The organism is Paenibacillus sp. FSL K6-1122 (genome assembly GCF_037977015.1).
Lineage (GTDB): Bacteria > Bacillota > Bacilli > Paenibacillales > Paenibacillaceae > Paenibacillus > Paenibacillus amylolyticus.
This window is the reverse complement of the sequence record NZ_CP150272.1, coordinates 3,804,889-3,831,024: the sequence shown is the minus strand read 5'-3', so window position 1 is coordinate 3,831,024 and position 26,136 is coordinate 3,804,889. Positions and strand designations below refer to the sequence as shown.

General features: G+C 44.6%; 17 protein-coding genes. 7 read left to right on the top strand and 10 right to left on the bottom strand.

The features are described 5' to 3' along the window. The first annotated feature begins 298 nt into the window (after positions 1-298). Positions 299-691 carry a hypothetical protein gene (locus NSQ20_RS17305; RefSeq protein WP_036671465.1) on the top strand — a complete coding sequence of 131 codons (393 nt, stop codon included), beginning with the start codon at positions 299-301 and terminating at the stop codon, positions 689-691. A gap of 70 nt (positions 692-761) precedes the next feature. Here the strand turns inward: NSQ20_RS17305 and NSQ20_RS17300 are convergent, their stop codons facing one another. Then, a complete protein-coding gene (locus tag NSQ20_RS17300; RefSeq protein WP_340030408.1) occupies positions 762-2,501 on the bottom strand; it encodes an ATP-binding cassette domain-containing protein in 1,740 nt (579 codons plus the stop codon). Between the two features lie 304 nt (positions 2,502-2,805). On the opposite strand from NSQ20_RS17300, the gene NSQ20_RS17295 reads away from it, so the two are divergent. After that, a complete protein-coding gene (locus NSQ20_RS17295) occupies positions 2,806-3,210 on the top strand; it encodes a VOC family protein (RefSeq protein ID WP_036671462.1) in 405 nt (134 codons plus the stop codon). Positions 3,211-3,228: 18 nt separating this feature from the next. Here NSQ20_RS17295 and NSQ20_RS17290 read toward each other — a convergent pair whose 3' ends face one another. Further along, positions 3,229-4,092 (bottom strand): LysR family transcriptional regulator, encoded by an 864-nt coding sequence (locus NSQ20_RS17290; protein ID WP_084650246.1) that lies wholly within the window; start codon positions 4,090-4,092, stop codon positions 3,229-3,231. Between the two features lie 151 nt (positions 4,093-4,243). On the opposite strand from NSQ20_RS17290, the gene NSQ20_RS17285 reads away from it, so the two are divergent. The 4 genes from NSQ20_RS17285 to NSQ20_RS17270 all read left to right on the top strand — a co-directional run bounded on the left by NSQ20_RS17285 (position 4,244) and on the right by NSQ20_RS17270 (position 7,876). Next, positions 4,244-5,083 carry an alpha/beta hydrolase gene (locus NSQ20_RS17285; protein WP_036671461.1) on the top strand — a complete coding sequence of 280 codons (840 nt, stop codon included), beginning with the start codon at positions 4,244-4,246 and terminating at the stop codon, positions 5,081-5,083. 242 nt (positions 5,084-5,325) lie between these two features. After that, positions 5,326-7,080 carry a methyl-accepting chemotaxis protein gene (locus NSQ20_RS17280; RefSeq protein ID WP_036615431.1) on the top strand — a complete coding sequence of 585 codons (1,755 nt, stop codon included), beginning with the start codon at positions 5,326-5,328 and terminating at the stop codon, positions 7,078-7,080. A 270-nt stretch (positions 7,081-7,350) separates the two neighbouring features. Then, entirely contained in the window at positions 7,351-7,602 is a 252-nt protein-coding gene (locus NSQ20_RS17275; RefSeq protein ID WP_036616061.1) for a (4Fe-4S)-binding protein, read from the top strand. Further along, the gene (locus NSQ20_RS17270; RefSeq protein WP_036615433.1) at positions 7,595-7,876 is read left to right on the top strand and encodes a GNAT family N-acetyltransferase; all 282 of its coding nucleotides are present in this window, start codon (positions 7,595-7,597) and stop codon (positions 7,874-7,876) included. The genes NSQ20_RS17275 and NSQ20_RS17270 overlap by 8 nt, the downstream gene beginning before the upstream one ends. Positions 7,877-7,973: 97 nt before the next feature. Here NSQ20_RS17270 and NSQ20_RS17265 read toward each other — a convergent pair whose 3' ends face one another. The 8 genes from NSQ20_RS17265 to NSQ20_RS17230 form a co-directional block, all read right to left on the bottom strand. Further along, positions 7,974-9,641 carry an alpha-glucosidase gene (locus NSQ20_RS17265; RefSeq protein WP_076317780.1) on the bottom strand — a complete coding sequence of 556 codons (1,668 nt, stop codon included), beginning with the start codon at positions 9,639-9,641 and terminating at the stop codon, positions 7,974-7,976. 52 nt (positions 9,642-9,693) lie between these two features. Next, positions 9,694-11,322 carry an alpha-glucosidase gene (locus NSQ20_RS17260; RefSeq protein WP_036671455.1) on the bottom strand — a complete coding sequence of 543 codons (1,629 nt, stop codon included), beginning with the start codon at positions 11,320-11,322 and terminating at the stop codon, positions 9,694-9,696. A gap of 22 nt (positions 11,323-11,344) precedes the next feature. Then, complete coding sequence (locus NSQ20_RS17255; protein WP_051447395.1) at positions 11,345-12,238, bottom strand: carbohydrate ABC transporter permease; 894 nt, start codon at positions 12,236-12,238, stop codon at positions 11,345-11,347. A 13-nt stretch (positions 12,239-12,251) separates the two neighbouring features. Next, a complete protein-coding gene (locus NSQ20_RS17250) occupies positions 12,252-13,166 on the bottom strand; it encodes an ABC transporter permease subunit (RefSeq protein WP_036615441.1) in 915 nt (304 codons plus the stop codon). Positions 13,167-13,227: 61 nt separating this feature from the next. Next, a complete protein-coding gene (locus tag NSQ20_RS17245) occupies positions 13,228-14,964 on the bottom strand; it encodes a sugar ABC transporter substrate-binding protein (RefSeq protein ID WP_036615444.1) in 1,737 nt (578 codons plus the stop codon). 253 nt (positions 14,965-15,217) lie between these two features. Continuing rightward, positions 15,218-16,624, bottom strand: coding sequence for a response regulator (locus NSQ20_RS17240; protein WP_036615446.1), 1,407 nt, complete (start codon positions 16,622-16,624; stop codon positions 15,218-15,220). Beyond that, positions 16,621-18,333 (bottom strand): histidine kinase, encoded by a 1,713-nt coding sequence (locus NSQ20_RS17235; protein ID WP_036615449.1) that lies wholly within the window; start codon positions 18,331-18,333, stop codon positions 16,621-16,623. Before NSQ20_RS17235 ends, NSQ20_RS17240 begins: the two co-directional genes overlap by 4 nt. A gap of 284 nt (positions 18,334-18,617) precedes the next feature. After that, positions 18,618-25,001 (bottom strand): GDSL-type esterase/lipase family protein, encoded by a 6,384-nt coding sequence (locus tag NSQ20_RS17230; RefSeq protein WP_340030405.1) that lies wholly within the window; start codon positions 24,999-25,001, stop codon positions 18,618-18,620. Between the two features lie 208 nt (positions 25,002-25,209). On the opposite strand from NSQ20_RS17230, the gene NSQ20_RS17225 reads away from it, so the two are divergent. Continuing rightward, positions 25,210-26,082, top strand: a complete 873-nt coding sequence (locus tag NSQ20_RS17225) for an AraC family transcriptional regulator (RefSeq protein WP_036671442.1) — start codon at positions 25,210-25,212, stop codon at positions 26,080-26,082. Positions 26,083-26,136: the final 54 nt, after the last annotated feature.

Genomic DNA, 26,136 nt, shown 5'->3' with positions numbered 1-26,136 from the left:
CCAAAACGATATGCCCTCCCCTACTCACATAAGGAAAATGCAAAATCATTTTGGTCATGCCTGCTTTACCAGTAACAGCCAAACACTGCTAATATTCAATTCGTTATCGATGTAAACGTTTACTGGATCATAATATCACACAATAAATTAGTTAGCAATCACTTTATTCGACATTTTTCTGCATTTTAATTTGCTTGATTCGACTTGATTATTAGCAGCCTTCTATAGGCTTCCACCCATTCCCCTTCTCATTTGCCTACATACAATACATTAGACTAATGAACAGGAGTGATGTGATATGACATTTTTACCTCCTTTTGGACCTGGTGGAGGGTTCGGTGGCCCTGGGGGTCCCGGAGGACCAGGAGGACCCGGCGGACCAGGCGGATTTCCTGGTCCGCCATCGTTCCCCGGGGGTGGAGGCGGCGGACCACAAGGCGTGCAGGCACCTACAGGGCCGCCACCATCATTCATTCCACAGCAACCCGCTTCGTTATATGCGGTAGATCCAAGAGCCATATCCGGCTGCCTGTTTCGTTACACATATATTTGGCCGGATCGTGGTCCCGGCTTCTGGATGTACCCGGTATTTGTAGGTAGAAATTCGGTGGCTGGCTTCCGTTGGAATGGCTTCTTCTGGCTATACACCGGCATTGATCTGCAGCGAATCAGCTCGTTTAGCTGTTTCTAGAAGTAAATCCCCCTATATGCGGATTAATCCACATACAGGGGGATTTAGATTTATGGAATATTCACCTTGTCTAAAGCAGCTTAATCAGCTTTTCTAGCTCATCAACCAAACTCTTTCCAAGTTCAAAATTAGTATCTTTTAAAGCCAATTCAATTTTCATTTCAACAGACTTTTTCTTTTGTTCATTTTCTAGATAGTTTTCATTAAAATGACTCGTATAAATCATCTGTCTGAATTCTTCTATACTCATTTTACTAATCGTTTTGTCCTCGATAATTAAAACATAATCCATACCATTTACAACCGAATAGAAATCATGAGAAATCATGATAATCGCACCTTTGTAGTCCTCAATGGCTTTCTCCAATGCGATTTGTGTATAGATGTCCAGATGGCTTGTCGGTTCATCTAGGAGCAATACGTTGGCTTGACTGGCAGAAACTTTAGCCAGTTGAAGCATATTTTTTTCTCCACCAGATAAAGATTCAATCTTTTGATCAAGGATTTCTCCTTCAAAGCCATAGTTTGGAAGATACGATCTAATTTCATCATACGTTTGAAAGCCGGAATCAATGAATTCATTTAGGATGGTATTCGAATCTTTTAGCATTTCGCCTTGAACCTGAGATAAATAGGCCACTTTAACATCAGCATTTATTTCAATGGCATCCTGATTATTTTTAAAGATTTCTCGGAGTAAAGTCGTTTTCCCGGTACCGTTAGGACCGATCAGGGCTACTTTATCTGTAGATTTGATCTCAAAGTTCACATTTTCCAAAAGCAACTCGTCAAAGGAAACGTTATAGTTATTGACGTTAACCACAACGGTGTCTTCCATTTCCTTATCGATTCCAAAACGGATATTCGGCTGTTTGATATCGACAAATGGCTCTTTTATTCGACGTGCTTCCAATCTCTCTTGAAACTTGACTCTGGCTTTTAACGCTCTGCCTCTGGAGGCTTCGGAATTATATGTGGCGATCTCTCTAAGATTGTCGATGATGTGATCGTATCTCTCAATTTCCTCAGCTTCAGCAACTGCGATTTCTTGCAGTTCGATCTTAGACTGAAGCAGTGAGAAGTTGTAATCGATATATCGCCCGTCAAACTCTTGGAGCTCTGTGTTTTCTAGGTGTATGATTTTGTTGAAACAATGGTTCAACAGATATCGGTTGTGCGTAACGACCAGCAACATTCCCTTGTGTGTGTTAATCAATTTTTTAAGCGCGTTCAGGTTTTCAAAGTCTAAAAATACATCAGGTTCGTCCATAATCATGAAGTCTGGACGATTCAGCATTTCCTTCATCACTTGAATAAGTTTGAATTCCCCGCCGCTTACGGCGGATATACTAAGATCTTTGAGCTTCATGAGGTTGGCAAGGTTTAACTGTTTATTGATGTTTTTTTCGTAATTATCCCCATCCATCGCCTCGAATGCATCCAAAGCCAATTGAAGCTTTTCCATCAGGGAATCCATATCCGATGTGGTGGCCATCTCCGCATAAATCGCTGTAATTTCATCTTGTATCTTGATGAATTCTTCTGCGATATATTCAAAAACGGTCATTTCTTTTGTTTTGTCTACTTGCAAAAACTGACTCACATACCCGATTCTGCAATCGGGGTCTATCTCTAACTTGCCCTCGAACAAATATAGTTCCGGATCCATCAGGATATCGATCAATGTACTTTTTCCACTGCCGCTTGTTCCGATAAAAGCACAATGTTGTGCCTCTTCAAACGTAAATGAAATGTTTTTATATAGTTCCTTTTGTGGAAATGAGAAGGATAGGTTTTCAACTTTTATCATAGTGTTACCTTTCTTTACAACTAAATTGGTGGCTAATATTAGATATATTGTCGAACACAGACTTTTAGAGTAACACTGTTTACCACCAAGTACAATCGATTTTTAGCACTTACCCTCACTTTGAAACTCTATACTTTCTATAGAATGATGGCTAGTGGACGGTGGTTACTTCATAAAACACTACTGACATACTGTTGTCAGTAGTGTATTTGTATAGTTGGAGTAAGCAATTTTAAAGGAGTAAAAGTAAATGAAGTGTTTTTGATCCAAAATGTATTACTTATTATAGGAAGGATGATATCTCGTGAATTTTGCTTCTGTGCGTATCATTACTGATGACATGGATCGTCTCGTCGAGTTCTATGAGAAAATCACGGGTGTTTCTGCAGAACGCCCTGCACCTGTCTTTGCCGAACTCGTTATGCCATCGTGCACTCTAGCGATCGGCCACTCCAAGACGGTGCAACTATTTGGCGCTGGTTCCGCTGTGGCGGCCAACAATCGTACTGTCATTATTGAGTTCCACGTCCACGATGTCGATGCCGAATACGAGCGCTTGAAGCCGTTTGTCGATGAGTGGGTAAAGGAACCTACCACAATGCCGTGGGGGAATCGTGCTGTGCTGTTTCGCGATCCTGACGGTAATCTGGTTAATCTCTTCACGCCGGTGACCGAGGAAGCAATCCAACGGTTCAGTGGTAGGCTATAAAGGACAGTTGAAATGAGCTCACCAGAGGGAGGCATGCTTTCTAACGATCTCAATAAATGCTTCTACTTGGGGAGAGATCCACTTGTTTTTGGGATACAGCAACTGTGTAGCTAGATTTTGTTTGTACTGCTGACCTGAAAGTTTTTCCTCCTTCAGCTCCTTCTCTACCGTAATTCGAGGTAACAAGGATATACCCATACCGCTCAATATCGACTGTTTCACAGCTTCAATACTCCAGAATTCAATATTGGAAGTAATCCCTATCTGATACTCCTCAATGCATTGTTCAAACAATGTGCGATAACCACAACCTCTTTCGGTAAAAAGTAAATTGCTTCGTACGATGTCGCGTTGTAGCTCAAATGAATTGGGGTACAACAGCATCATGGGCTCCTCAGCCAATTTCTCACTGTACAGATTGGGATCATGCACCTCTGTCCCTAGCATGAAGGAAATATCACTTTTACCTTGCATCAAATTCTCTTTATATTGTACGGAATCTAATTGGTGCCATTCGATATTGACATGGGGATGCAATTTTTTGAACTCTTCAATAATAGGAGGAAAACGATAGATCAACAACGTTTCCCCAATACTGATCACGATATTACCCGTTAATTCACCTTGTGCAGCAGTCACTTCCTTAATCATGTGATACAGGTCAAGCATTTTCTGTGCATGTGGCAACAATTTTTTTCCGGTCTCCGTTAAAATAACCCGCTTACCAATTCGATCAAATAAAGGGTAGTTAATCTCCTCTTCCAACGCCTTAATATGCAATGTAATTGTAGATTGCGCGTATCCAAGATGTTCAGCAGCTTTGGTAAATCCCTCGTGTTCCACAATTGTAATAAATGTGACCAAATGACGTATTTCCATCATTGGCTCCCTTCTTTGTAACATCATTAAAACTGATCGTTTACATATAAACTATCAATTTAACTAATGTAAAGCAATCGTTTATATTCAATGTAGCTCATTAAGAGCCCATTTCATTTTTAATCTCAATCGTTTATGGAAGGGAGTAATCACTATGCAAACAGTAGCAACGTCATCCATCTTGATTAATGGATATCGAATCGCTTATGAGCAATACGGAGAAGGCTCTCCCATATGGCTCCTTCACGGAACACCCTCTTATAGCTATGAATGGAGAAAAGTAATACCCGCGCTGGTTCAAAAAGGGTATAAAGTCTACGTACATGACCTTCTTGGATATGGAGCATCCGAAAGACCACTCGAAGCAGATACTTCTGTGGCAGCACAATATACGCTGTTTAGTCAGCTTTTAGACGAACTCGGAATGGATCGTTTACATGTCGCAGCCCACGATCTAGGTGGAATTGTCGGAGTCCAACTGGCCTTGGAACAGCCTGAACGTGTACAATCGCTTACGTTACTCAACATGCCCAGCTATGATTCGTGGCCCTCACCAACCTGGAAGAAAATTATCGAAGAACAGCTTGAACAGGTTGAACAAATGTCCCGTGCTGATTTTGATACCATGCTAAAGAAACAATTATCCATGGCAGTGTATAATAAAGAGCTTATGACTGGCAATGCACTGGATGCATATCTGGAACCCCATACAGGTTCATTGGGCAAAGCCTCTTTTTTCTCCCATCAGGTAGCTCATTATAATGCAAAATATACTGAATCCTATGGAACAGATTTACCCAAGCTGAAAGTTCCCGTTCAAATTTTATGGGGGGAAGAAGACGAATGGCAGCCCCTTATGTACGCAAAGAGGCTTGTCCAGGATATTCCCCATGCCTGCCTACATGTCATTCCCAAAGCTGGTCATTTCGTAATGGAAGATGAGCCGGGGCAATGTTCTGATTATATCGACCGTTTCTGCAATAAACATCCGTGAGTAGGTTTGTATATTGAACAGAATCTCTAAGAGAAAAATTAAGCGCTCCACTGGCATAAAGCTGGTGGAGCCTTTTTTTGGTTAATGGCAAGGTGTCCTTGCATACTGTTAGTTTATAATCTGCGTATATGTATATACAAATTTAGGATTAGTCTTCATTTCCCCCTTCAATATTACGATAAATAGTATGGGGTTATACGAATAGCCATATTTACTTTATTACATCCAAGGGGGAACCGTACGTGAAACAGACTCGCAAAAAAAAGATGGATTTAAGGTTCAAACTGTATTTGATTATTCTGGTTCCGCTACTGGCCATGGGCGGTCTAATCATATGGGCAACCATCGACTCCAGTGAAAATGCATCATTAATGACCATGCAGCATAACAATCAGCAGCTGGCTGTGAATACCGCCTCTCAACTAGGTCAGGAGTCGGAATTAATTAAGACATTATCTTCTCCTGCTTCAGAGGAGAGCAACGAATATAAAAGTCTTAGGGACGAACTCGTTAAAGTTAGGCTTCAATCGGGAGCCTTGTATGTTTATATGTATAACAAAACTTCGGACGGGTGGATCTACACCGTAGATGGAGCGAATTGGGACGATACGGAATATAGTCCTTACGGCACTGCAATGGAATTCAATCCCCAGATTCAGGAACGCTTGTTACGCGGTGAAGTCGTCACAACAGGCATTGTAGATGATCCAACTTGGGGACAGCTATTGTCCTCCTTTACACCAATCAAGGATTCGCAAGGTGCTGTCATTGGCTATCTGGGCATTGATATTTCTGCTGGAGCAGTGAATCAAGTCTCCGCGACATCTGTGAATAATGCTTATCAGACCATTATCCCGATTTTTGTGGTTGTACTGATTCTTTCTTTGGTCATGATGTTATTCGTAGTACGAGGTATTCTTAGACAAGTACGCGATATTAAGTCAAGTCTCGAGCAGGTTGCTGATGGGAATCTCAAAGTCGTATCCACACACATGTCCAATGATCAACTCGGTGACATTAGTGATTTGATTAACATCATGGTTGCCCAATTGACGAACATTCTGATGGGAATACAGCAAGGTTCAAATACATTACAGCAGTCATCAAAAGATATTTCGGAAACCGCTCAGACAAACCAGCGTCAGAGCGAAGAACTTTCCAGAGCGATTGAGGAGATTGCCATAGGTTCAATGAAACAGGCTGAAGAGACAGAACACTCCGTCCAGCATTCAGAGAATCTGGGCAAAATAATGGATGAAGTAGGTTCATATGTGAAACAGTTTACTTATACTTCAGAGCAGCTATCTTCTGTTCAAGTACAAGTTACACGTGAACATGAGGTTCTGCTTGAGAAGGGCAGAGAGAATGCCAAGCGTGTTGAGCATCAACAGGATATTTCCAGGTCTCTGACGACTCAATCCGAACTCGCTTCCTCTATTAGCGGTCAAATTCACAACATTTTAAAACAAACTCAAATTCTATCCCTGAATGCTTCAATTGAAGCTGCCCGAGCTGGAGAAGCGGGTAAAGGCTTTGCAGTCGTTGCAGGTGAAATGGGACAGCTCGCTCAACAATCCGAACGTTCGATCCAAGAGATTGATGAGATCCTGGGTTCATTTGTTCAAGAGATACATCGGATGGGCAGTCATTTTGATGCAAATATGGTAGCTGTTAAGGAACAGGAGAAACAGATCGCTGATTGTCTCCAGGCATTTGGACAGGTTAGCCGCTTATCGACCGAAGTGCATGAGTTGGCTCAGAGTTTAGACAGCCGGACGATGGACATGCACTCTATTCGTCAGGAGTTGGAACAGAATCTCAGTTATATTGCTTCCGCAACCGAGGAAACTTCAGCCATGGCCGAAGAAGTCACGGCTAGTGCTGTGGAGCAGCAGCGATCGGCAAACGAACTGTCGAACATCTCCGGGGAACTCGCTGGTCTTGCAGGCAACCTAAAATCATATTCCGATCAATTTCAGATCGAAGTCACTAAATAAGTTCCCAATCTTGCTAAGGGTGTTGTTAGATGACAATTTAGAATCGCCGCCGGAAACATAACTTTCTTGGAGCGTTAATTTTTCGGAGGACTCAGGGTTCTGATCAGCAGCTTCCACCAACGAATTAGGAGATTCATCACGTTGACTTAATAATGATTCCTCATTTATAATTCGAACATTAAGAGCCTGCCAGACATGACTTACCATGGATGCCTGGGATATCGATCTGTAAACAAACTCAAACTCAACAGTGAAAGATGTGAATGCATTATGGTTAAAGAGAAATTATATTACGGTAAAGATATCGAGGTTATGTTTAACTCGGATGTTTGCATTCATTCCGGTATTTGTGTAAAGGGCCTTCCTGCTGTTTTTGATTTAAGCAAGCGTCCTTGGGTTGATCCTGATGGTGACACTTCGGAGGCCATTGCCCGGCATATTGACACATGTCCAAGCGGAGCATTGACGTATAAGCTTCTGGACGGTGAATATTCAACAAAGAAAGAGGATGAACATGCATAACGTAGAACATGAACCTGCCAATAAAAGATTTCTTATTCAAGATAACGGTGACATTGCTGCGGTGATGACCTATGTAATCTCGAGTCCAGAGCTATACATCATTGATCACACTTTGGTGGAAAATGCTTACCGAGGACAAGGGCTTGGCGATGAACTTATCAAAGCTATGGTGGAATACGCGCGGGAAAACGGTATTAAGATTTTACCTCTATGTCCGTTTGCCAAGGGACGTTTCGAACGTATCTCTGAATACGCGGATGTTCTCCATCAATAAAACTAATAGTCGCAGTTGATTTTCATGTGATTACACAACAATAAAAGGCGCCTATATCATTCAAACCATGATATAGGCGCCTTTTTACGTATCCTACTTAAACTTTAACGCTTAATCCAACAATGGTTTCAAACGGTCGCAACATCAGTGGCAGCATGCCATTCTCATAGTTGGTAAGCCAGATCTCTGAGAAGTCGAGGCCAAGCTCATCTTCCTCAAGCTCCACCATGTGTTCAGAAAGATTGATTACTACCAGCACCTGTTGATCTGCCAGTGTACGTGTATATGCATATACACTCGGATGATCCGGCATCAGAAGCTCATAGATACCATAAGTCAATGTATCATGCTCTTTTCGCAGCTGAATCATTTGTTTATAAAAGTGAAGGATGGAACCTGGTTCCTGGAGTTGTTTCTCTACATTAATATGGACGTAATTGTCATTCACTTTTAGCCATGGCGCACCGCTGGTAAACCCGGCCTCTTTGGCCGAAGACCATTGCATCGGCGTTCTGGAATTATCGCGACTCGAAGCCCAGATGATGTTCATGATCTCCTCATGCGACATCCCCTCATCGCGTTTGATCTGATATAAATTCCGGTCGGCTATGTCGTTATAATCCGCTATGGAAGGATAAGCTACGTTTGTCATGCCTATCTCTTGCCCCTGATATATAAAAGGGGTTCCTTGCATGAAAAAGTACATGGCTCCAAGTGCTGTGGCACTTTCATACCAATACTCCGTATCATTTCCCCAAGATGAAACTTTACGAGGCTGATCGTGATTTTCAATAAATAAAGCATTCCAGCCTACGCCTTCCAGTGATTTTTGCCACTTGGTCAAGACGTTTTTCAATTTGGGAACATCCAGTTGCCTGTCTGTACTGTTTTTCCAAAGGTCCAGGTGTTCGAATTGAAAGACCATATTAAATTTCCCTCTGACTTCACAGATCCAATCCAGCAGATCTTCTTGGTCCTCCACCTTAACTCCATTCGCTTCCCCAACAGTCACGACGTCATATCTGGATAATGTATTCTCTTTCATTTCTTGCAGATAACTCTGGATTCCCTTCACATTCATATGCTTTTCAAAAGAGGAGATGTACTTGACGCCTTCTCGGATTGGCATGTCCAAGAGGCCCTCTTCTTTGTGAATATGGCTGATGGCATCCACACGGAAACCATCAATCCCTTTATCCAGCCACCAATTCATCATTTCATATATGGATTTCCGAACTTCCTGATTTGCCCAATTCAAATCCGGTTGTTTCTTGGAGAACAGATGGAGATAGTACTGTCCGGAGACTTCATCATATTCCCAAGCAGAACCGCCAAAGATGCTCTCCCAGTTATTTGGTTCGTCTCCATTCTTCCCATCTCTCCAGATGTACCAATCCCGTTTGGGGTTATCCAGCGAAGCTCTGGATTCAATAAACCACGGGTGTTCGTCACTTGTATGATTGATCACCAAGTCCATGATGAGTTTCATGCCGCGTTGATGAACTTCATGCAGCAATTGATCAAAGTCCGCCATCGTGCCGAATTCATCCATAATGGAACAGTAATCACTGATGTCATACCCATTATCATCGTTGGGTGACTTATACATCGGACAGATCCATATCAGATCAATACCGAGATCTTGAATATAATCCAGTTTAGATATGATCCCCTTGATGTCACCAACCCCATCTCCGTTGGAATCCATAAAACTTCTCGGATAGATTTGATAAGCTACTGCTTCTTTCCACCATACTCTTTTCATTGAATACAATCCTTCTTTCTTGAGAACTGAACATTATATAACGTATTTTGCTTTAATCATGGATAAGGTACATTCTGGCTTCATATGGACGCAATTCGCTCTCCGAGAGTTCACCTGTATAGTTAGCTATCAAAAGCTGATAGGACCCTGTTAATTGCTCCTGAAGCGGAAGTTCAGTCGTATATCCTTGGAAATTGCATACCACAAGAATTGTCGTACTATTCAACGTTCGGGTATAAGCAAACACGTCTGGGTTCTCTGGAAAGATCAGCTCATAATCACCATATACAATGACTTCATGATCTTTTCTGAGTTGGATTAACTTCCGGTAATAATGGAATATGGATTCAGGGTTATTCAAACTTTCCTCGGCATGGATATGCTTATAATTTGGATTCACCTTAATCCAAGGTTCCCCTTGTGTAAAACCCGAGTTATCGGAAGTATCCCATTGCATAGGTGTGCGTGCATTATCACGGCCCTTGGCGTAGATCGACTCCATCACGCTTTGTTCAGGATAACCTTTCCCCATTCTTTCCTTATAAAAGTTGAGCAATTCAATATCCCGATAATCCTCGATAGCGTATTGGAAATTCGTCATACCCAATTCTTCACCCTGATATATGTAAGGCGTACCTTGCATGCCATGAAGAAGGGTAGCCAACATTTTAGCCGATTCAACTCTGAATTCTCCATCATTTCCCCAACGAGATACGATACGTGGCAAGTCATGGTTGTTCCAGAATAGACTGTTCCAGGCATCACCCTTGAGCTCCGTCTGCCACTTGGACAGCACTTTTTTTAATGCCATCACATCCAAAGGTTTAAGATCCCACTTTCCTTTGCCTTCTTGTTCATCCAAGCTGATGTGTTCAAATTGGAAGACCATTGAAAACTCACTGCCGTCTGGATTGCTGTACAGTTTGGCGATTTCCGGAGTGGCGCCCCATGTTTCTCCAACGGTTAGCAGGTCTTCCGCTTTTTGAAACGTCTCCTTGCTCAGTTCCCTGATATATTTATGCAAATTAGGTCCGTTTCCCGTAATCTTCAAATCCGGTTCTTTACCGATTAAGTCGATCACGTCAAGGCGAAAACCACCCACACCCTTGTCGATCCACCAGTTAATCATGTTGTATATCTCCTGCCGGACTTTGGGGTTTTCCCAGTTGAGATCTGGCTGTTTTACGGAAAATAGATGTAAGTAATATTGCCCGATCTCAGGCACCCATTCCCAGGCTGAACCACCAAAGGTGGACCCCAGGTCGTTTGGAGGTGTTCCTTCAACACCATCTCTCCAGACGTAGTAGTCATGGTACGGATTGTCTTTACCTTTTTTGGCTTCTTGAAACCAGGAGTGTTCATCCGAGGTATGGTTCAACACCAAATCCATAATGATTCGAATGTCTCGTTTCCCGGCCTCCTGAATTAATGTTTCCATATCTTCCAAAGACCCAAACATCGGATCGATGTCCTGATAATCTGAAATATCATATCCAAAATCATCTTGAGGAGACTTGCACACGGGTGATAACCAGATCGCACCAATGCCGAGTTGCTGCAAATAATCCAATCGGGACACTATGCCCTCCAAGTCTCCGATTCCATCACCGTTTCGATCTTGAAAGCTACGTGGATATATTTGATATACAACGGTTTCTTTCCACCATTTTTTATTTTCCATGTTCCATTCAACCTTTCTAAGGTTATTCTTTGACCGATCCTACGACAATGCCCGTCACAAAGTATTTTTGCAGCAAGGGATAAATCAGCAATAGCGGGATAACAGCGACTACGATTTTGGCTGCATTCAGGTTTTTGTTCGATATTTCAGTCAGATTACTGAGTTCGCTGGAATTCGTGCCGGCTTGAAGCAAATCGGCAATATTCACGTTAAGGGACTGAATATAGGTCATTAGCGGGTAGTTGCTAACTTTGGTCATATAGATCAAACCACTGAAGAAGTCATTCCATGTACCCACGATACTGAACAAGGCGACTGTCGCCAGCGCAGGAATGGACACAGGGACATACACTTTGAACAAGACCTGAATGGGATTTGCTCCATCGATGAATGCTGCCTCTTCAAGCGCTTTAGGTACAGCGGAGAAGAAATTCATCACGAGAATGACACTGAATATGGGGACAGCGCCTGGCAGAACAAGTGCCCATATCGTATTCAGCATGTCCAGGTTTTTGATCAGCAGGTAACTCGGAATCATGCCTCCGCTGAACAACATGGCAAAAATCATGATATTCATATAAATGTTTCTGCCTTTGAAATCCCTCTTCGATTTGGATAGCGGATAAGCCATCAAAATAATCAAAATCATGTTAAGCACAAGGGTAAGTGCGACACGTAGAACAGATATGCCAAAGGAACGCCAGAACTGTGCATCATCAATAATTTTGCTATAAGCCGCTATTGTAAAATTGACCGGAACGAGACCTACTGCGTTCGCGGATACTGCCTCGCTGCTGCTGAATGAAATGGCGACGATATTCCATAACGGAAGAAGGCAGACCAATGCCAGCATGATGACGATGGCATAGATGGCAAACCGGCCAATTCGATCTTTGAAGTTTGCAGAATAGGACACAGGTTTGGCCTCCTTAGAATATTTTTCGATCCGTATATTTTTTGGCCAACTGGTTGGCAGACAAGAGCAAAACAATGCCGATTACGGACTTGAACAAACCAACAGCTGTACCGAAGCTATACTGTCGCCCAACGAGACCGATCCGATAGACATAAGTATCCAGAATGTCGCCTGACTCGTAGACAACCGGGTTATACAGATTATAGACTTGGTCGAAACCGGCGCTCAAAATGTTGGTCAGGCTCATTACACCCATGAGCAGAATAATAGGTAACATGCCTGGCAATGTAATATGCCACACTTTTCTCCACCAACTGGCTCCATCCATGCCTGCGGCTTCATACAGACCGGGGTCAATGGACGTAATCGCAGCCAGATAAACGATGGAACTGTAACCAAACTCTTTCCATACGTCTGTTCCTATAATCAGTGGCTGGAACCAGGTGTTGCTGCCAAGGAAATTAATATTTTCGAGGCCAAAGAACGCCAACATTTGATTCACAATGCCATCCAAACTGAACATGTTGACAACAACCGATGCCAGTACAACCCAGGATAGAAAGTGCGGCAGATAAACAATCGTCTGCACAGATTTTTTAACGTATTTGATACGAATTTCATTTAATAAAACAGAAAAAATGATGGCCATCATCGTTCCGAGCAGAATCTTGCCAATCGCAATCACCAACGTATTGCTGACGACCTGCGCGATATCCGGCAGCTTGAACATATACATAAAATGCTTCAGGCCTACAAATTCGGAGCCAAACATGCCCTTGGCCGGTATATAGTCCTGAAACGCCGTAATGATGCCGACCATTGGAACATAGCTGAATACAAGCAAAAACAAAATGCCCGGAAGCATCATCATATGGTACATGGCACCTGGGCCGAGCCGCCCTCGCGCTTTCCAATTCCCCTGTTTCATGGATGAACCCCTTTTCTGAAGAAAGGCTGCGTATCGCAGCCCTGCTACTGTTCATGGATGTTTATTTTTTCGATGCGATCTCGTCTTCAATTTCCTGAATGACTTGATCACCACCCTGTTTCTTCCAGTTACTCACGAATGTTTCGAAATAATCGAGCGGTTCTGAACCCGTTACGATTTTGATAAACGACTCCTGCTCCAACTTTGTCAGATTGGCCCACGTCTGTTTCATGCTTGGTGTAGTGCCAGAGAAAGCAGGTGTCATCCAGACAAATTTGTTTTCTTGTGTCAGTTTGTCGATTAGTCCCACTCCGTTGATCCGCGAATGATATTTGGACCAAGCAGTCACATCATCCGTATCCATGTCGCTCAAATAGGTTTTGATGCTTCCGATATTGTTCTTCGATTCTGTAGTGCGAACCTCATCCAGGCTGATCTCTCCTTTAATCCCGCGAACAACGTCAGAGTAATCATCCAGTAGCGATGTAGCCGAATTGACTTCGATATTAAACGGTCTCGTTGAACCGTCTACCCCGGTCTCCTGATACTTGGCAGCTTCCGGCATGGTTGCTGCGGCATTTTTATCATTTGCCAATTTATCGTAGAACAGGTTTACAATCTTAACCGCCAGTTCAGGGTGTTCATATCCCTTTCTCACCACGATAAACTGATTGGATGGGTTGGCATGCGCCACGTTGACCTTGCCGTTTGCATCCTCCAGCGTATAAGCCGAAAATTTCGCATTTTTATCCATCTGTTTTGCACTGATCAGTCCCCAGTCAGGGATATGCCACGGTCCAAAGGCAATACCGCTTTGGCCATTGGCGTAGAGTGCGGTAATATCATCAAACGTGCGGGTTCCGAATTGCGGGTCAATGATGCCATTCTTGAACCAATCTGCCATGGTGCCCAGCATTTTCTTCGTTTCTTCTGTCGTGGAACCATACACGATTTTGCCGTCTTCACCATTCATCCAATATTGCGGGAAAGCTCCCTCGGTTGAGGCCACACCCAGCATCGTATAAGCAGATCCATTATAATCTGTTGTATTCATCGTGTTCACAAATGGAATACCTACCGGGTTCCCGGATTGGCCAGGATCTCTTTTCAGGAATTCCAGCGCTGTTTTCTCCACTTCATCCAGTGAAAGGGCACCGTCTCCGTCTGCATCCAGTTGAATCCCCAGCAGATCCAGCCAATCTTGACGAACCCAAACCATCGTTGGTGCGGAATCCAGGGAAGTCGCCGGAAGTCCCATCAAACGTCCATCAATCGTTGCATTTTCTAATGCACGTCCATCATAGGAATCGTACATCTGCTTGATGTTATCCGTAGCATATTGATCGTAAATGGACGTCAGATCCTCAATCAGATCGTTATCCACCAGTTCTTTCAGTTCATCTTTGGAATCAACACGCATCATGTCAGGCAATTCCCCGGATGCAATGGCAAGCGATACTTGACGACTATAATCTTCACCATTGGCTTCAAATTGATCTGTAATCTGAGCGTTAAACGTGTCTTTGACCAGCCGAGTATATGCGTTGTTCTCATAGGTATCACCAGCCGGCAGTTTTGGGTTGGCTGTGGTTACCCGTCCCATGGTTACGGTGATTTCGTCTTTATAGGCACTGAACGGATCTCCCGGCGTTACCTCATATTTGCCTGCTTCCTCTGCAGTAGGAGGATTGGAAGAGTCTCCACATGCCGCTAGGGCTGCAACCATCAAGGCGGACATGGACAGCACGGCCAGACGCTTTGTCATCCGCTTGCTTTTCATAGACCATTTTGTTCTCATCTAGTTCGATTCCCCTTTATTCTGATGTTCAATATATTTGTTTGCGCTTTCATTATAAAATGAAGTGAAGGCCAATCGAGATAGGGATTACACGTCCGTTTGGATAGAGAAATGGTTACAGTTTTCAGTCCGTATTATGAAGTATGGTTAACTTGTGATCATTTACCCTACCTACTGACCAACATTTGTCTATCTACCCCTCTTCTCGATCAAAAAACAAAAGCCGGCAGCTCCTAAAACAGGAGACTGTCGGCTATTTATTTCCTCTACCTAGCTGCCGATATTCGCTTGGCAGAAGACCTGTCAGTTCGCGGAAAATCCGGCTGAAATATTTTTCATCCGAATAACCCACTCGCTCCGCAATCCAGAAAATCGTATTATTCGTATTGAGCAAGTACTCTTTGGATTTCTCTACCCGGATGAAGCGGGAGTACTCATTAAAGGTTTTCCCCATCAAATCTTTGAAACATTGACTGAAATAACTTCGGCTGATATTGAGTTGTTGGGAGAGACCTGAAGCTGTATAGGCCTGCTCCAAATCCTGCTGCACGATCATCACCGCTTTTTTCACGGCATCGATGATTTCCTGTGAGTACGAAGTCTGTTCATCAGCCTTTCGAATGCTTGCAGCAGTCTGTTTGATCCATTCTTCAACCTCGTACCAAGACTCGAAAGAATGGATCATCGCGATTCTTCCAAGCGTAGTTTGGGCAAAAATACGGTTCCATTCCATCACGATTGAGTACAGCAATCCCATCAACTGACCTTTATGTAATCGTAAGGATATAAACTGGTCAATGAGTTGGTTATAGTAACTCTCATGGTGGGTCCATGGGGTTTGGAACCAACTTTGTTTAATCCGGTCAAGGTCCTCATCTTGCGGTTCATTTGAACATGTATCTTCCTCATTCATGGAAATGGTAATGACTTGGTTATTGGGGTTGTAAACATAGAATAAAGACGACTCTGTATAACTCATAATCCAGTTTTTGATTTGCGACCATGTTCGCTCTTGTACATCAGACAAAACTAACAACGTACACTGGGGAACTTGATGCAGGCATTCCTTCAATTGATGAAATAGTTGATCCTCTTCGGACGGGGGTGCAGCCCACATGCAGCTATTACGCTCAACCTCCCACCTTATCTCATCTTCATGCGCAGTTAACTCCGTTGGCCACTTATGCTCTGATTTCCGCTCCTGTGAAACAAGTGCATACACATTTCGATAATGGACATTGATTTCATCCAGCGAAGGCATCTTTCTTATGGTGCTTGTCAACCCGTTAATTCGGGTATGAATTCGTTGCAGAACATGTTCGAATTGCTCTTTCTCCAGCTGCACTTTGGCTATATAATCGATGGCTCCGAGTCTTAGTGCTTCCTGGATATAATCGAAATCCTGATGCAGTGTTAACACAACGATATGAAGTTCGGGATAGAGCTGCCTCGCAGCTCGCATCAGTTCGATCCCTGACATGACGGGCATCGCAAGATCCGTTAGCATCAGATCGACCGGTTGGGTTTTCAGAAAATCCAGTGCTTTCGCCCCGTTGCTTGCTTCCCCTACAACCTCCATGTCGAACTCGTTCCATGGCATCGCAGAGCTAATACCTTTGCGTACCAGCTTATCATCATCTACAATCAATACCTTAATCATGCCGAGATATCTTCTCCTTTAATAGGCAATACGAGCAGTATGCTTGTCCCTGTTCCCAATTCACTCTCAATCACCAGTTGTGCTTGGTCCCCGTACTGTGCTTTCAACATGCGGTGAACGTAATTGAGTCCGATGCCCATCCCTACTTTTTGTTGTTCAGCTTCACGATTGTTCAGCAGATTATGAATGGTTTCCTCAGTCATACCTGCACCATTATCTTGTATCATAATGTTCAACGTTGAAGTGCATGTCACTTCAATCTGAATAAAACCTTCGTCACTTAATCCATGATATAACGAATTTTCAACCAGCGGTTGCAGAATAAAGCGGGGCACAGCAATTTGAAGCACTTGTTCATCTGCAGTAATGCGGACGTCAAATTCAAAGTCATAGCGAATTTGCTGCAAAATCAGATACTGTCTTAACGCATCGATCTCCTCTTCCATGGTGGATACTTGCCCTAATTTGCCTAGATTGTAATAGAGCAGCTTGTTCAACGATTGTACCAGCTTGTCGATCTCCCCTTGTCCGTTCATGACGGCCAGCCAGTGCACCGTATCGAGCGTATTCATCAGAAAGTGCGGGTTGATCTGATAGAGCAGCTTTTCCACTTCCAGGTCTGCACGAATCTTCTCTTTCTGCTGTACTTCCTTGAAGAGGTCACCAATCTGATGCTGCATGTTCGAAAATTCACCCAACAGAAAATCAAATTCGGGAATCTGAGTGCGAGCTCGGCTCCCTTTTGTTTGTGGATTTTTGGACATTCCATTGATCTCCGAATGGAACAGACCGAGTGGTTTGTACACCATCTTCCACAGGAGCCAAGCGAGAAACACGGTAAAGCCGAGGAAAAATAAAGCGACCAGCAAAATTTGAAGCAACCACTGGTTTTTCTCCTGTTGATATTGAGACTGCGAAATGACCGATACGACACTCCATTTCTGTGAGGAATCCTCCTTGAACCAGTGATACCCGCGGGATATTCCGTCCTTGGCAGGATCGACCGTTAAGCTGGTGAAATTCTCCCCTACCTTCATGGCTTCCGGTATTTCGCTGTACACAATGTTGCCTTCACCATCCAGGATGAGATGAGATAATGCGCCGTTGTATTGATTGTAACCCAAGATATCTTGAGTGAGGCGAAAGCCTGATTCTACGTAAATGAACACGTCGTTCCTCTCGGATAGTTGCACTTTGCGCATAGCAGACAGAACGAGTTGATCATCAAATCGGTTCATACTCATATGGGGGCCATAGTACTTAATGCCATAGGTTTGGAAGAGCACAGGCAGAGACTCAGGAGAGAAACGATCCTTGATCGGAAAGTTGCCGAACTGAGTAGTACCTTCTTTTTGAAAGTAATATAGGGTCAATCCGATATTAGGATTGGTGAAGGTCACAACACTTAACTCGTTTTTTAATTCGTCCCTGGCCTCAATCAGTTCGAAGATATCGGAGGACGGATTCAAGAATTCATCCATTCTTTTGCCTAAAGTACCCCTGTAAGATAATTGTTGCGTCACATGATTCAGATTAGTGATGGAATTCTCCAATGAGGATGTCACCTGCTGTAAATTGCTACGGATACCATCATCGATCTTATTTGCGAAAATGGAGTCGATCGTATAATAAGAAATCGCAAATATACTGATAAAGGGGATAAACGCACTGAGAAAGAACAGTAAAAATATTCTTTTTTTAAGTGTCATGGGAACCTATTCTCCTTCTGAAAATGAAACAGCAAGCCTCCTGCGTATGGAAGCTTGCTATGGATATACATACAGCTATGCCGGTTATCGTTTTCTCCATAGGCCTCGTCCAAGTCCAATTTCCTTTCATCATTATAGATTGATATTCAAATAAGTCAAACGCTTTCATACTGTGCGCATATAAAAAGTGCTACTCCTCAAAATGATGAGGAATAGCACTTTTGTATGCGTACCTTACTTCAGTTGTATCACTTCTTGTTAATGGAATGCTCGAACATTTCAGTCTACTCTCGTACCGTCACATTTAATTTGTGTGATCTGGTTTCCCCTGAAGAATTACGAAGTACAGCTTCATACTCGTAGATTCCAGGTACCCTTCCAGAGATTGAGGTAACCGCAGACTGTGCAACAGGAGAATGAGATTGCAGCGATTGTGTGTCAATCAATACTCCATTTTCGTAAAGTTCGTATTCGGTTGCGTTTGTTCCCCACCACAGATTCATGGTGACATTATAGTTGCCGTCACCATCCCAGTTGTCGTTCGACAGAACAGCTTGCCCCGGGGAAGCATCCGTGACGATGACTGTCAGTGGAACACTCATGGTTGAACCCAGTGCATTGATCAATTCTCCAGTATAGATATAGGTGCCGTTTTTCTTTCCAGTAATATCAACTTGAACAGATTGGGCGGACGGGGATTGATCGACCAGAGAAATTTCCTTAATCAGTTCACCATTCTCATACAGCTTGAACTGATTACCGTTATTCCCCCACCACAGACTCATCGTGATTGTATAGTCTCCGTCTTTGAGCCCCGTGTCGTAACCATTATTATCAGATAACACCGGAGTGCCTGGGGCACCGTTTGCAAGTGGCGTTGTCTGATGGAGCCATTCCTCCCACTTAATCAGCACACTTGTCTGCTCATCCGTAAATACGGTTCCTCTAACTGCTTGAACGTCATTACCGTAGGATGCAAGCAATTGACGCGCTTTTGCTCCTTCACGATCGTTTGCTGCCTGTTTGGCCTGCTGTAACGTGTTTGTGAGCTGATCAGCAAGAATGCTGGCATTAGGATCGATCGATTCATCAGCAAAGGTGTTGGTCAGATTAATCAGGCTGTCGAATGTAGTAATAACTGCAAAACTATATTCTACCGTCTGTTCCCACCCAGCCAAATCGGAGACGGTTGCCGTAACCTGGTTCAGTCCGGGTTCCAGTGTATACGCAGGAGTGTCGAGAAGCACACCCTCTGGTTTTTCTACACCGGATACCGAATCGGAGGCTGTATAGCCAATTTCCACCTGCTGATCAATGGTGTATTCGGTTTGACCATTAATTTCAATGGTTGGAGGTACGAGATCAATGGATATGGACAAAGACTGTTCGCTCTCTTTGTTACCGTCAACATCGACGCTCCAGTAGGTGATGGTATGTGTTCCTTCTTCAGTTAGGGTCAACTGTGTGCCACTCACCGTTTCGCCACCATTAATTTGATAATAGGTCCCTTCGATATCGGAATCTTCATCGCTTGCTGTGAAGGTTACTTGTGCCGGAGAAGTATACCAGCCGTTCTGCAATTCTCCTTCCACAGTTGCCGTAGTATGCGGGGCCTTCTGCTCCGGAGATTCTCCTTCCAACGTAACAAAATCAGATAAAGGTATATTCAATTCCTTCACAAGGCGTGCTACGAGTTCAGACACCTTGATTGCACCGTTCATTTGCAAATGTGTATTGTCTTCCGTTGTGCCTACCCACATGAATATCGATTTGGTTCCTTCTGTGCCAAGCTCCTGGAAATGCTCCCAACTGGCTTGGTTCAGATCGATGATAAGCGTTTCCGTTTCCTGCGCCGTTTCTTTCATCGCCTGTACGTATTCCGGGAAGCTTTTGTTCAGCACCTCTCCGGTAAAATCACGACGGTTCACTGGTGTGACCAGAACCGGAATCGCACCTCTCTGCAGAGCACCGTTAATGTATTCTTTCAGATATACCTTAAATTGCTCAGGCGTAAGATAACGCTCTGGACGTGAAGGTGTGGAATCATTATGAGACCACTGCATGAACAGATAATCGCCTTCTTGAATGTCGAGTAAAATATCGTTGAGATATCCACCGACCAGGAAGGTTTTACTGCTCAAACCTCCAACTGCCCGGTTATCAATACTGACTTCATTTGGATCAAAATATTCACCCAACGTTTCTCCCCAGCCCGCTTGCGGACGATAGTTTTCCGCGTAATTGGCCACCGTGGAATCGCTGGCCAAATAAATAACTGGTTTATCACTTGCACTGTGATCTGGCAGTCGCTCCAGCTTCAGCGCATTGATCTTCGGTGCATTTCCGGTAAAGTTGAAGTTAAAGACCCCATCAATCAGGGCAACCTCATACGTGATTTCTTTGAATTCGCCCTTGGCAATGCTTGTAAGCGGCAGCTTTGTCATCTGTTCTACAACGACATTTGCGCTGGTCAATTCCTCCGCATCCCCGATGGTCATCGTTACCCGGTAATTCGCCGGCTCCATTTCCACCAGGAAAGAGGTACCGTTTACTCGTGTGAAATCTTCCTTGAGCAAATCTCCGGTTTTCCGGTTCTCATCTTTGGTGAGTGCAGTATCGGCAAAACCGTACCCGTTGCCTTCAATGTACGCTCTTTTGGCATCTACCTTGATGTATCCGTCGGCTGCGCTGCCGGCACCAAAGTCAAATTTGTATTCACTTGTCTCTTCGCTCGGTTCACTTGTCAATGAATCCTTCGCAACAGTTAGCATGTTAAACGTATGGTCAACTTGAGCTTGGGTAGCTTCCTTATTGAATATAGCTTCCGCAGCTGCCAAAGCCCGGTTCACCACGGCCTTCGATGCATCTGTATAATCCGACAGATTCAGTGCTTTAATCTCATCGTACAGAGCGATTAAGGCCGTCTGATCGCCACTCTCTGAAGAGAGCTGAGTGCCTTCAATACGCACGTTGTCGATCTGGGTAGCCCAGTTCAACGTGCCTCCACCGCCTTTTCTTGTTCCCAGGAACCGCATGGATCTGACGTTGTCCGCATATGCGGCGGAACTCAGCGAGATATCTGCAATCGTTTGGGTAACTGTCGGATCGGCTAGGTTCGTTAATGTCAGATCCAATGTCTTCTCGGCAAAATTAACGGTTGCATCCACATTGACCCACTGGTTCTTGGAAATATCTGTAGCCGTTCCCCCTTCGGGTATGGCTGTATCCCCTGTGCCGTAGTCTGGGTTATATGCACCGACAAAATAATGAATTTTGGTGCTTCCGGTCTTGGTATACAGCGTGAACAGGGCGTTTTCGTTAGAATCCTGTATTGTGAGATGACCTTCTGATGGATAGGCACTCACATTACCGGATTGCCAGTCAAAGTTCACGTTCACCTGATCGCCGTTTACGGCATCGAACAGACGGAATACCTTGGCCCGATTGCCCGATCCGGAACCCGCGACGGACAGTACCTTATTTCCAGACTGTTCAACAACGGTTCCCGTCATGGTTCCTGCAATACCCGTGGCATTGACCATCGCATACTGGTAGTTGGCAGCGTCGCCTTCAAAGTCCTCCTCATATAGCTGGGCTTCCGGTTCTGGTTCTGGCTCGGAAATATCCGGGTCGATGACCAGTGATGAAATGCTCAGCTCCATGTCTTTGACTGCACCAGCAACGAGTCCGGCAATTTTCTGTGCACCATAGCTGCTGAAATGCGTATTATCGTTGATCCCATTCGGGTATTTTGGATATTCACCCGGATTAGCATATAGGAACACTTTTTCCGTAGCTGTATTTCCAATTTTATCGTAGTAAGCAATACTCAACTTGCTGAGATCAATCAGCGGCACGTCCTGCTCCTTCGCCACTTCTTTGGCAGCCTGAACGTATGCCGGGAAGCTGACGTTGAATTCTTGAGTCACCGTGTTGAAATCTCTGCGTCCAACCGGAGTGAGCAATACCGGTGTAGCGCCGCGCTGTTTGGCACCATTTACATAACGAGCCAAGTAAATCTTATAGTCCTCTGGTGATGCGTAACGGTCCGGTATCCCTGCACTCGCGTCGTTATGACCAAAGGAAATGAAGAAGAAGTCCCCCGGCTTAATTCGCTGCAGGGTCGTATCGAGACGACCGTCTACCATAAACGATTTACTGCTTCGGCCACCGATCGCATCGTTCACGACGACTGCCCCATTGGAGAAATAACGTCCGAACTGTTGGCCCCATCCTTCTTGAGGAGCCTGCGCTTCACTGTAAGATTGCATGGTTGAATCACCAGCCATATAGATCGTTGTTGCCGCACCAGCCGCTTTCTCTGGGTATTTCTCGATGATGACGTCTTGGATGTCTATGGCTGTACCCGTGAAGAGAAGATCAAGCTGTCCATCCACCAATGCAACATCATAGGAATACTCCAGTGGTGCTCCTGCTGTCACATTGGTTAAGGCAAGCTTCTGGACGAATTCGGATTTGACTCCAACGTTCGAGGCATTTGCATCATTGCCCAATCGCAGCGTCACCTTATAGTTTGCATTTGGCAGGTCAACAGCAAATGTCGTACCTGTAGCGACCGAGACCTGATTTGCCCCTACCGTAACACCACTTGTATCCTTGAAGCCGTATCCCGGATCTTGTGCGTAGAGCGTATCCTGTATGTTCGTACTTCCTGATACAGTCTCTGTACCGAAATTAAATCGGTAGACCGGCTCCAGCATTTCAGCTTCGCGAGTCAGCGCCAGATCGGCTTTAGGGAATGCTGTAGCTTCCGCTCCAAGATAAAAGCCGGTATGAGGCGGCTGGTTGTAGGCTACATTTTGCCAGGCTACGCCAAGTCGATACACAGGATCCTGCATCAGCGTAGGGATGCGATAGTCTGAAGGAATGGTCGTTGTGTAGAGACGATACTCCGAACTATCTTCGCTCCGCAGCAGAAGCTCCTCACGCCAGTCGCCCAGAATGTCCGCCTGAAGTGCCGGATTGCCTTTGGTATGGTTGTTCGTTAACGTACCGGTCGCCCGGAAGATTTCATTCAGCTTTTTGTTTTGGTAATCCCACTTATAGATGAGCGGAATTCCTTTGGCTGTGCCATTATCCCACTCATGGTCCAACAGCTCCCGCTGAAGATCGCCATCCCACCAGATGGCGAAATTGGCGGTTTTGGGCCCTTCGTCCACAGTGTAGATAGCCTCTCCTGCTGCTGAATAGGTATTGGTTACAGGTACACTTTGCCCGTTGGTAACGGTCGTGGCCCATGATTCGTAACCTGGATAGTTCGGGTCAATGTCCGCCGACATCCCGCGACCGGTGTCAAAACCTGTTTTCTCACCCCAGAGGATTTCACCTGTTGCTGCATTGCGCATCTCCAGTCCGTATGCTGCATCCGAATGTTCATGCACGCTTACGACCTGATAGCCCTCCCGGTTCGGATCGAGCTGGCCGGCGTGCATGGCGTCACCGTGGCCGAGTCCAGTGCTGTACAGCAAGCTGCCGTCATCATCAATGGCCAAGGCGCCAAACATAATTTCGTCCTTGCCGTCCTTGTCGACATCCAGCACACTTAGATTATGGTTGCCCTGTGATTGATATTGTGATCCTGCTTCGTTTGTGTCGAACGTCCAGCGTTTGACGAGTTCCCCGCCAACATAATCATAAGCAACAAGCACTGTGCGGGTATAATACCCCCGGCTCATCACAACACTTGGCTTCGTACCGTCCAGATAAGCAATCGCGCCAAGAAACCGATCTACACGGTTGCCATAGCCGTCACCCCAATCGTTGACGTTGCCTCTTGGCGGATCATAATTCACGGTGGATACAGCCGCGCCAGTCTCACCGTTAAACAGCGTGAGATATTCTGGACCTGACAGTATGTATCCGCCGTCGTTGCGATAATCCTTCGTGCCATCACCAATGACTGTGCCTTGGCCATCCTTCGTGCCGTCCGCGGTCTTGACAACAACCTCTGCCTTTCCGTTGCCATCCAGGTCATACACCATTAACTGCGTATAATGCGCTCCGGCGCGGATGTTGACTCCCAGGTCAATTCTCCACAGCTTGGTGCCATCCAGTTTGATAGCATCGATATACACATTGCCGGTATAACCTGCCTGCGAATTGTCCTTGGAATTGCTCGGACTCCACAGGAAGACAATTTCATATTCGCCGTCCCCATCCAAGTCAGCTACGGAAGCATCTCCTGCATAATAGGAGTAAGTTCCACCATCCTTAGTCCGGCCATCGGCCGGTTTATCGAGCGGAATAGGCAGATAATCGTTATGCCAGACCGATACAACCTCCGGTTGCATTTGCTCTTTGCCTGCAATAACGGTGGAGATCTGATATTGCGAGCTGTCGAAACCAGTGGTGTCCACATAGTTGGTCACATCGCTTATGGGCGATGCGTTCACTTTGGTTCCATTTTTATATATATTAAAAGCGATATCATCTGGATCGTTGTTTAAATACCTCCAGCTTAAAAAAACGCCGTTGTCTACAAGAACCGCAACCAATCCCCGGTTAAGATACTCTGCTTGGCGACCCGGCAGGCTGCTTGATGACTCTGCACGTATCGGCGCCGGAGGAACAGCCAGTGAAATAACCATAAGGAGTGCTAAAAAAGATACAAACATCGATTTTTGGATGGAAACAGTTCTTCGGATCATTCGATTAACTCCCCCTTATCTAAAAATTCATTTTTAGAATCATCAGTTCGATCCTGCCCAGCTTGTTGTCATATGAACACAATTTACAGCCACCTCCTCTTTATGTTACCGCTTACATTTATCTTACAGGTCTAAAAAAAGACAGACAATCTAAAAAATGTGACGTATTATATAAGATAATTGACTTTTTTAGGAAGGAGATGAAACGATGGTTCATACGGTTTCTTATGCTTTTCGTAATGACGATACATCAATCATGACACTGGACTCTATTGGATGGCAGATCGTTTCTAGCGAGGAATATCGTTGTCCAAGTGATGATAGACCGGACCCGGGGCATGTCGTTTTTCAATACACACTTAATGGCCAGGGTTATCTGGATATTGACAATCAAACGCTCCCTTTACCGAAGGGACATGCCCTACTTGTCAAAATTGCAGGAGAACATTGCTATTACTATAAACAAGAGAACAACGAACCATGGGAATTTATATGGATCAACATTCGCGGGGATGAAGCTAACCGAATTTGGGATATGATGCATGATAATGAGGGACATGTCATTCGACGAAACGCGGACTCTCCCTTGATTCAAGAGTTATGGCAAATTATCCATTTGATTCATCAAGAGAAGGTTACGGACAAGTATCGCTTGTCCATGCAAATCTATCGGTGGTTGCTTATCCTGGTACAGACGAGTCGGGATGCGGAGAAGGATATCGGTGCCCTATCCATAACAACGATTGAGAAATGTAAAAAGTTCATCCGAGAGAATTATGCATCTCCATTGACGTTGGATCTTCTAGCCAGCCATTGCGATATCAATAAACACTACTTGTGCAGGTTATTTCAGAAATCCGAGAAAACATCACCGCTAGCCTATCTTAAAGACAGACGCATTGAGGTTGCAATCCGACTACTCCGCACAACGGAACTTCCGATTTCTCAGATTGGTCAACAATGCGGGTTTGAGAGTCCCAGCTATTTCGGCAAAGTTTTTCGGCAATATATGTCCATGTCTCCCAAAGAATATCGCTTGAATAAGTTAGAGTTTCCTTATGAGGCCATCTATTATGAATAACCGAACCGCCGTTTGCTAGTCGTCTTTGGATTGGGAACTGCTCTTATACCAATA